At 40.1% G+C, this 8,081-nt stretch carries 7 protein-coding genes; 1 reads left to right on the top strand and 6 read right to left on the bottom strand.

Going from position 1 to position 8,081, the window contains the following annotated elements:
- Positions 1–129 precede the first annotated feature (129 nt).
- On the bottom strand, positions 130–927 hold the full coding sequence (locus tag NFS43_RS09840) for a DUF2935 domain-containing protein (protein WP_251551484.1): 798 nt from the start codon (positions 925–927) through the stop codon (positions 130–132).
- A gap of 318 nt (positions 928–1,245) precedes the next feature.
- On the opposite strand from NFS43_RS09840, the gene NFS43_RS09835 reads away from it, so the two are divergent.
- Positions 1,246–3,036: an ABC transporter ATP-binding protein gene (locus tag NFS43_RS09835; protein ID WP_277613922.1), complete on the top strand. Its 1,791-nt coding sequence runs from the start codon at positions 1,246–1,248 to the stop codon at positions 3,034–3,036.
- A 64-nt stretch (positions 3,037–3,100) separates the two neighbouring features.
- Here NFS43_RS09835 and NFS43_RS09830 read toward each other — a convergent pair whose 3' ends face one another.
- The 5 genes from NFS43_RS09830 to NFS43_RS09810 all read right to left on the bottom strand — a co-directional run bounded on the left by NFS43_RS09830 (position 3,101) and on the right by NFS43_RS09810 (position 8,066).
- A complete protein-coding gene (locus tag NFS43_RS09830; RefSeq protein ID WP_251551482.1) occupies positions 3,101–3,829 on the bottom strand; it encodes a hypothetical protein in 729 nt (242 codons plus the stop codon).
- Positions 3,830–3,935: 106 nt separating this feature from the next.
- The gene (locus NFS43_RS09825) at positions 3,936–4,691 is read right to left on the bottom strand and encodes an ABC transporter ATP-binding protein (protein WP_251551491.1); all 756 of its coding nucleotides are present in this window, start codon (positions 4,689–4,691) and stop codon (positions 3,936–3,938) included.
- A 41-nt stretch (positions 4,692–4,732) separates the two neighbouring features.
- Positions 4,733–5,440 (bottom strand): aliphatic sulfonate ABC transporter permease SsuC, encoded by a 708-nt coding sequence (gene ssuC / locus NFS43_RS09820; protein WP_251551490.1) that lies wholly within the window; start codon positions 5,438–5,440, stop codon positions 4,733–4,735.
- A 49-nt stretch (positions 5,441–5,489) separates the two neighbouring features.
- Positions 5,490–6,491, bottom strand: a complete 1,002-nt coding sequence (locus tag NFS43_RS09815; protein ID WP_251551481.1) for a sulfonate ABC transporter substrate-binding protein — start codon at positions 6,489–6,491, stop codon at positions 5,490–5,492.
- 9 nt (positions 6,492–6,500) lie between these two features.
- A complete protein-coding gene (locus tag NFS43_RS09810; protein ID WP_251551480.1) occupies positions 6,501–8,066 on the bottom strand; it encodes an AMP-binding protein in 1,566 nt (521 codons plus the stop codon).
- Between the last annotated feature and the right edge of the window lie 15 nt (positions 8,067–8,081).

Raw genomic sequence — 8,081 nt, 5'->3', positions numbered from 1 at the left:
ACAATCAATAAATTTGGTATTTAGATTCTGTGATAATAAAAAATTGCCGAGAAAAATACCCTTTCTCGACAATCTGGGCAGTTTCTAAAAAACTGCCCTCTCTCCATAAAACTTAATACTGGGTTTATTTTAATCCTGAAGACGCGGTTTAGCAGGATCACAGGTAGGAGGAGTCAGATTCGCCGATTCGGCCAACTTCCATAGATAGTAGCATTCCTCCCGGTACATATGGTCTGCCATTAACGGTGCAAATGTTCCTAATGCCTGATGGCTAAGCCGGAGTTCTTCAATTTCATTGAGAAAATTTTGAAATAGCTTTATTTCCAGCTGTGTGTCCGAATTCATCTTCGTCAAAGCGGGAAATGCGGTCAAGTTCGTTCTTAAGTACCCTGCAAGCTCAACTGCTTTTAAATAAAAAGCTTCAAAGTTTTTTGTAAATGAATCACTTTTTTTCCGTAGTCTCTTTTCCACCCCATATAGATTGGAGGAAATGGCATCTGAATGACCAGCAGCATCTAATAACCACAATAGATGATGATGAAGTTCATGGTAGATCGGCGGTATTTGCCCCGCTTTTAAGCAGGTTAATATTCTTTTATACTCCTCTAATTCATTAACCATATGATTGATAAAGGTGGGAGTAAGGTAAATTTTGATTTTGCCAACCAAATGCTTCCGCATGAGTTCCAATTTAAATTCCCTTAAATGGTTGACTTGAGGTTCAACTATCTCAGATAATCGGATTAGATTAGCAGTGTTTACTTGCTCGAGATAAGTATCAAAAATCCTGATGAAATTTGCGGCCTGTTGAATTTCATCCGTTTGAATAGGTGCCAAAGACTCATAAATAAACCTTGAATGATCTCCCAGTACTTGAAGCCAAAACCGATGCTCAAAGCTTGCTGTGCTCTCAAAGGTGTCATTCATGTTTTGTCCTCCCAGTTAAAAATCATCCCGCTATATTGATGTTTATTCGTCATATTGATTTCATATGAGGGACTTATGGAATATACAACTTAGTTCATTTAAATTCCCCCATGTTTATTCAAACTTATTGACAAGAGACTGGTTTGGTAATAAAATGTGAACGTTAACAAACAAATCAGGATAATATTGGTTCATTTAATCAGCAAAAACATGATCCATAGAAGTCTCTAAAAAAGAAACCCTAATTTGATACTTCAAAATGTTAACGTGTGCATATAACGAAGACCATGAATAAAAGCTGATCAATTCTATACATGCATGATAAAACTTGCTTGGGAGCTGAGTATTATGGAGTCCAATATCCAACAAATCTATGCCAAAAATCAGAAGAGTTCTTTTAAGGTACTGGTAGGATTATATAAGGGAAATTACATAAGACTGTTTTTTTCCGCGGTGTTTTATATAATTAAACACATCCCTGCATGGGTCATGCCAATTGCTATTGCCAATGTTATTAATGCAGCCACAAACCATGATGACAATGGGATTCAAACCATTTATGTCAATGCTATTGTCATGGTAGTTTTGGTGCTTCAAAATATCATAACAAACTATTATCATACTAAACTGAATAGCTATGCAATCCGCAGCGTGGAATCTGGATTACGTGGATCACTTATAAAAAAATTACAGGAACTATCCATTCCATATCAAAAGGAATTGCAGTCTGGACGGCTTCAATCAAAAATTATGCGGGACGTTGAAGCGGTTCAAACTTTGTCATCGCAGGTTTTTGTCAGCAGCCTAAATATCTTCGTCAACCTGGTAGTGGCACTGGTGATTACCTTGTATAAAAGTCCTATTGTGTTTATTTTCTTTATTTTAACAGTCCCTCTTTCCGCATTCATTATTGTGTTGTTTCGGAATAAAATCAAAACCTCAAACTCTGCCTTTCGCCAAGAAATGGAAGAAACCTCAGCACTTGTGATAGAAATGATTGAATTAGTTCCCATTGCTCGAGCACATGCACTTGAGAACCAAGAAATGACCCGTTTAAATCATCGATTCCAACAGGTATTACAAAAAGGATTTCAATTAGACATTATTCAATCATGGTTTGGTTCAGTAAGCTGGGCCAGCTTTCAGTTTTTTCAAATCATTTGCTTAGCTTTTACCGGCATTTTGGCTTATCGCGGTTCTATTACGCCGGGAGAAGTCGTGATGTACCAAACCTATTTCACAACAGTTGTTAACTCGGTCTCTGGTATTATTACCTTAATTCCTACCATTGCAAAAGGGATGGAATCAGTGAACTCGATAGGAGAAATTTTAACCGCCGGAGAAGTTGAAAATCATGAAAACAAACTTAAACTCAAACAAGTCTATGGCAGTTTCACATTAAAGCATGTTGGTTACCGTTATCCTCATACTGAGAAAAATATACTAAATGATATAAGTTTGGAAGTCCAGCAAGGAGAAACAATTGCTTTTGTCGGGGAATCCGGCTCAGGGAAATCAACGATTATGAATTTACTTATCGGTTTTATTCAGCCAACGGAAGGAAAAATTCTTTTGGATGGCAAAGATATGGCCGCGATTGATTTGCGGACCTTTCGTAACCATTTGGCAGTGGTACCTCAGGCGACCATTCTTTTCTCAGGATCGATTCGCCAAAATATAACTTATGGGAGGCCTTCGGTTACCGAGGAAGAATTAGAAAAAGTATTAAAGGCGGCTAATTTATGGGATGTCGTTCAAAAACTCCCAGAGGGGCTGGAAACAAGAATTGGAGAGCACGGTGATAAGCTTTCCGGTGGTCAAAGGCAGAGAATATCTATCGCAAGAGCCTTAATCCGGAATCCCAAAGTAATTATTTTAGATGAAGCCACTTCCGCATTAGACAGCCGTTCGGAAAAGAAAATCCAAGAGGCTCTTAACGTCCTATGCAAAAACAGAACCACCTTTATAGTCGCTCACCGCCTCTCAACGATACGAAATGCAGATAAAATTGCGGTTATTGAAAATGGCCGATGTGTCGAATTCGGGACCTATGATGAATTAATGACTAATAATGGAAAGTTCTATGAGTTAAAGCAGCTGCAGATATAATAGATATATAAGGAGCTGCTAAACAAAGGGAGTCTCCTGAAAAGCTTGAGACTCCCTTTGTTGGTTAATTATGTTTTGGATGACCGAAGAAATGCATTCTCCCTTGTTTATTGGGAAATAAATTCAACTCCTCCAGCTTATCAGAGTGGTTTGCTAAAATTTCCTCGAAAAGTTCATCAGCAGATTTGTTTTTCGTTTCTATTCCCAATTTTTCTGCTGCAAGGAAAATCCTTTTCTCCCTAACCTCATGGGCAATTTCATGCAAATTCTTATTACCAGTGGAAATGCCCAGTTCTTTGGCCTGGCTTTTTATTTGAGTTTCCCTGACTTCGCGGGCTAAATCCAGAAGTTCTTTTCCTTCCGTGGAAATGCCCAGCTTTTTGGCTTCCTTTTTAATTTGTGTCTCCCGAACTTCCATAGCAACATCTCTTAGCTCCTTACCTTCTGTTGAGATGCCCAGCTCTTTGGCTTCTTTTTTGATGGCTGTTTCACGGACTTCCTTAACCAGCGTCTCGAAGTCCTTCCCTTTGGTTTCGATGCCCAACTCCTCTGCCTGTTTTTTCACCATGGCCAATTTAACTTCTTTTGCTAAAGTTTCTGTATCTTTACCTTCTGTATTAATCCCAAGTGTTTCTGCCCGCTTTTTAATAAACTCAGGGTTATGTCTGAAATGGCCTTGGGCCATTTCCATTTTTCCCTGCGTTTCTACCTGTTCCGCAAACACCTGGACGGGGCCCAACAATCCTATAATCAGGGCAATCACCAAAAAATAACTCTTCTGCATCTTTCTCATCCTGTAATTTCCTCCTAAAAATTTGGTTTAGGTATTACAGTTGATAGGATGCCCAGAATATGTTTCCAATTTATGAACAAAATGTTAAATTTTGTTTTTTTGAAAATTAAACAATCTTAAATTTATCCTTCTTTTCTTCGAAATCTTGATTCATAATTTGAGCAAGAATTTCATCTGCATGTTTATTAAATGAAGGGTTTGTACGATTTCTTGGACGAGGTAAGTCAATGACCTGATCCAAGGCAACTTTTCCATCTTTCAATACAATAATCCGGTCCGAAAGCATGACAGCCTCTTCCACATCATGAGTGACTAATATCGTTGTAAACCGGTTTTTCTGCCAAATAGACTCGATTAACTGCTGCATCTCCATTCTTGTTAATGCATCCAATGCTCCAAGAGGCTCGTCCAAAAGCAATAGCTGTGGCTCATGGACAAGTGCCCGTGCTAAAGCAACCCGCTGCTTCTGTCCGCCTGAAAGCGACGAAGGAAATTGCTGGGCTCGATCCTCAAGACCGACACTTTGCAATCTCTCCATTGCTTTCTCTTTCCAATCACCCGTAAGCCCCATCCCTATATTTTGCAGAATTCGTTTCCAAGGAAGCAGCCTTCCATCCTGAAACATCATCCGGGCTTCTTTGTTTAATCCTTGGATTGGATTTCCATTCATGATGACACAGCCGCTGCTGGGTGTCTCTAATCCGGCAATCATTCGAAGAAGTGTGCTCTTCCCGCATCCGCTCTTTCCCACTATGGATATAAATTCCCCTTGTTTTAAGCTAAGGTTAATTCCTTTTAAAACATGCAGATGGTCATATGATTTTTTTACGTCCTGCAAAACCAATTGATCCGTATTCTCCATTTGCTTTAACCCGCCTCTCTCTAAAAGTTTTTCCGTAGAGCTCAGGACATCTGCCTCCATATCAGCCACTTGTTTTCAAATAATTTCGCAATCCAATCAGATAGTTTTCCCAGTATGGCATAGATCAATATACTTAACACAATGATATCCATTTGCATAAATTCACGGGCATTCATCGCCATATAGCCGACTCCAGAATTTGCAGCGATGGTTTCAGCCACAATCAAAGTTGTCCACATGATTCCCAATGAATAGCGGACCCCTACTAAGATGGATGACAAGGCTCCTGGAAAAATGACCTGGGCAAAAAGTGAGAAGCCATTTAATCCATATGCTCTGCCCATCTCAATTAATCCTTTATCGACTGATTTAATGCCATGATAGGTATTAATATAAACAGGAAACAGGACACCCAGTGCAACAAGGAATATTTTTGACATTTCATCAATGCCGAACCATAAGATGACAAGCGGGATCAATGCCAAGTGAGGAATATTTCTCAACATTTGGATGGAAGTGTCAAATAGCAAATCAAAATATCTAAAAATTCCGTTAAACAGCCCTAGGGTAAAACCAATTGAGCCTCCGATGATAAAGCCGATGAGTGCTCTCCATAGACTAATCGTGATATGGCCGACTAGTTCTCCAGAAGCAGAAAGTTCCACACCAGCTTTGATTACATTCGTCGGGGATGGCAGTATTTTGGAAGGAATGATTCCTGCCCCGCTAAGAACTTGCCATAAAATCATGACGATCGTCGGAATCAGCCAAGGGAGCCACTTTGAGCCCCAAACTTTTTTACTCACCGTTTTTCACCTCCATTACAGCCTCTTCCACAGAAATCTTTTTAGGGATGATATCTAACTTGTAAAATAAGTCAGCAATTTCCTGTTGCTCCCCGACAATTTCATTTGTTATTTCTTCTACTCCATATACACGTCTTTCAACTGCCTTCGTGACAGATTCCGTATCCATTTTTAGCGCTTTCGATAGCAGGTTGATCAGATCTTGATGATTGTTGTTTGCCCAATCCATGGAATCTGAAATCTCTTTAAGCAGCGTATCAATGACCTCTTGATGATCATTAGCAAATTCTTTCGAGGCAACGAAGAAATCACGGTCGGTTGTCAGCCCTTCTCCATTCACTAGGAGTCTTGCATTGGCATTCACTTCTGTTGAAGAAGTATAAGGATCCCAAACAGCCCATGCATCCACTTGCCCCTGTTCAAAGGCAATTCTGGCATTACCAGGCGTTAAATACACCGGCTCTATATCATCCAGAGAAAGTCCTGCTTTTTCAAGCGCCATGATGATTAAATAATGGGCACTCGACCCTTTGGAAAAAGCGACCTTTTTCCCTTTTAAGTCATTAAGAGTTTGAATAGAGGAATCATTTTGCACCAATATCCCGCTTCCCTCGTATTTAGAAGTGCCGGCTGCCACATATCTTAAATCGGATCCCGATGCTTGAGAAAAAATTGGCGGGGTATTGCCTGTTCTGCCAAAGTCAATACTTCCTGCATTTAATGCCTCTAAAAGGGCTGGGCCATCCTGAAATTCTTTCCATTCCACTTTATATCCTTTTTCCTTCAGCTTCTCATCCAACGATCCTAAAGATTTTACTATATAAAGCGGACCATTTTTCTGATAGCCAATTCGAACAATCTTTTCCCCATCCTTTTCAGATTTACTGCTGCTATTTCCACAACCAGTCATAAAGAGGCTAAACGCTAGCAGACATGCGAGCATGACCATAAATTTATTTGTTTTTTTCACAGTTATCACAATCCTTTGTATCATCCTGCTAATCTAACTCATATTTTTCGCTTTAAGATTTTGATAGGTGTCAAGACTTAGCTCTCTTAATCTAGTCCTCTGAATTTTTCCCGTAGGGCCTACAGGAATTTCGTCTACGGCATATACCTCAGAGGGACATTTATAGCCTGACAGTGAGTTTCGGCAATGAGCTATAACCCTGTCGATAATTTCGTTGGGTGTTCCCTGGTTTTTATGGCAAACGATATAAGAAACAACCATTTCCCCATACAGCTGATGAGGAATGCCAATCACTGCTGCATCTTTGACGGCTGGAATCTGGCGAATCACATCTTCTACTTCATACGGACTGACCTTTTCTCCGCCCCGATTAATCATCTCTTTTATTCTTCCAACAATAAATACAAAGCCCTCTTTATCGACATATCCCAGGTCTCCAGTATGAAACCAGCCATCACGAAAATCCTTTTGGCTGTCGGCCTCAATGTAGTGATTGATCACATTTTTCCCCTTTATCACAATTTCACCAATTGAATTAGGTAAGCATTTCCGTCCATCCGGATCCACAATTTTTAGCTCCAGCCCAACTGGCAGCCCGACAGAGCCTAACACCCTTTTGTTAGGAGGGAGAGGATTGACACATATTTGACTGGCCGCTTCGGTCATGCCATAGGACTGGATGACAGGAACACCAAACTGCTGTTCAAAGCGTCTGGCATTCACCATTGGCAGCTGAGAGGATGCAGAACGAATAAACCGTAAACTACTGGAAATATGCTCAGGTCTAGGTGTATTCAATAGTATAGAAATGACTGCTGGAACACCAGAAACCCAAGTCACTTTGTGTTCATTAATCACATCCCAAAACTTCGAGGCACTGAACTTCGGTGCAATGACCATTTTTCCTTTAGACAAAATGGTTGACAGGACGGCAACCACTTGTGCGTTGATATGGAATAAAGGCAAAAAACAAAAGGTAACATCCAGCTGACTTAACTCATGAGAGTCAATAATATTCTCAATCGCTGCCAGAATTTGTCCATGTGTTAAACCTACTGCTTTCGGCCTCCCTGTTGTTCCTGATGTATAGAGTAAAACCGCTACGGAATTTTCAGAAGTTTGATAAGGGCTGTAATGGACGGCTTTTCCTCCGACCTCATTCTTAACCCATACAGAATCTGTATACTCATATCTCTTTTTCAAAAATGAGCCGGCATCAACCACAAAAAAAGTGTTTAACGTCAGATTAGGAATCTGGCTGTTTATTAAAATGTCAGCATGGTGTGTGCCAATAAAAGCACCTGCTGGCCGGCAGCGCTGGATGAACGAAATAAATTCATATTCTGGCATATTGGGATTAATCGGAACCACAATAGCACCATAATCAATAATTGCAAGATATAAGCAAACAAACTTATAGGAATTGGGGAAACTCACTACGATTCGGTCGCCTTGTTGAACACCAGCACTTGCTAAACAATCCTGTACTTTAGACATATCGTTCAGTAAATCGTTAGTCAAATGCCATTTGCCATCATCATGAATGATGGTTTTGGGCAGGGATAAAGCATATTTAAGTCGATCTGTTAATTCAGACATTCAATCATCTCCTAA

Origin of the sequence: Neobacillus muris (assembly GCF_943193175.1) — a bacterium.
Classification (GTDB): Bacteria; Bacillota; Bacilli; order Bacillales; family Cytobacillaceae; genus Neobacillus; species Neobacillus muris.
This window is presented reverse-complemented; position numbering and strand designations above follow the sequence as displayed.

Bases quoted from the DNA above. Each gene is read 5' to 3' on its own strand.
- NFS43_RS09810 (WP_251551480.1), bottom strand. From the start codon at position 8,066: ATGTCTGAATTAACAGATCGACTTAAATATGCTTTATCCCTGCCCAAA.
- NFS43_RS09815 (WP_251551481.1), bottom strand. From the start codon at position 6,491: ATGATACAAAGGATTGTGATAACTGTGAAAAAAACAAATAAATTTATG.
- ssuC (WP_251551490.1), bottom strand. From the start codon at position 5,440: ATGATTTTATGGCAAGTTCTTAGCGGGGCAGGAATCATTCCTTCCAAA.
- NFS43_RS09825 (WP_251551491.1), bottom strand. From the start codon at position 4,691: ATGGAGAATACGGATCAATTGGTTTTGCAGGACGTAAAAAAATCATAT.
- NFS43_RS09840 (WP_251551484.1), bottom strand. From the start codon at position 927: ATGAATGACACCTTTGAGAGCACAGCAAGCTTTGAGCATCGGTTTTGG.
- NFS43_RS09830 (WP_251551482.1), bottom strand. From the start codon at position 3,829: ATGAGAAAGATGCAGAAGAGTTATTTTTTGGTGATTGCCCTGATTATA.
- NFS43_RS09835 (WP_277613922.1), top strand. From the start codon at position 1,246: ATGATAAAACTTGCTTGGGAGCTGAGTATTATGGAGTCCAATATCCAA.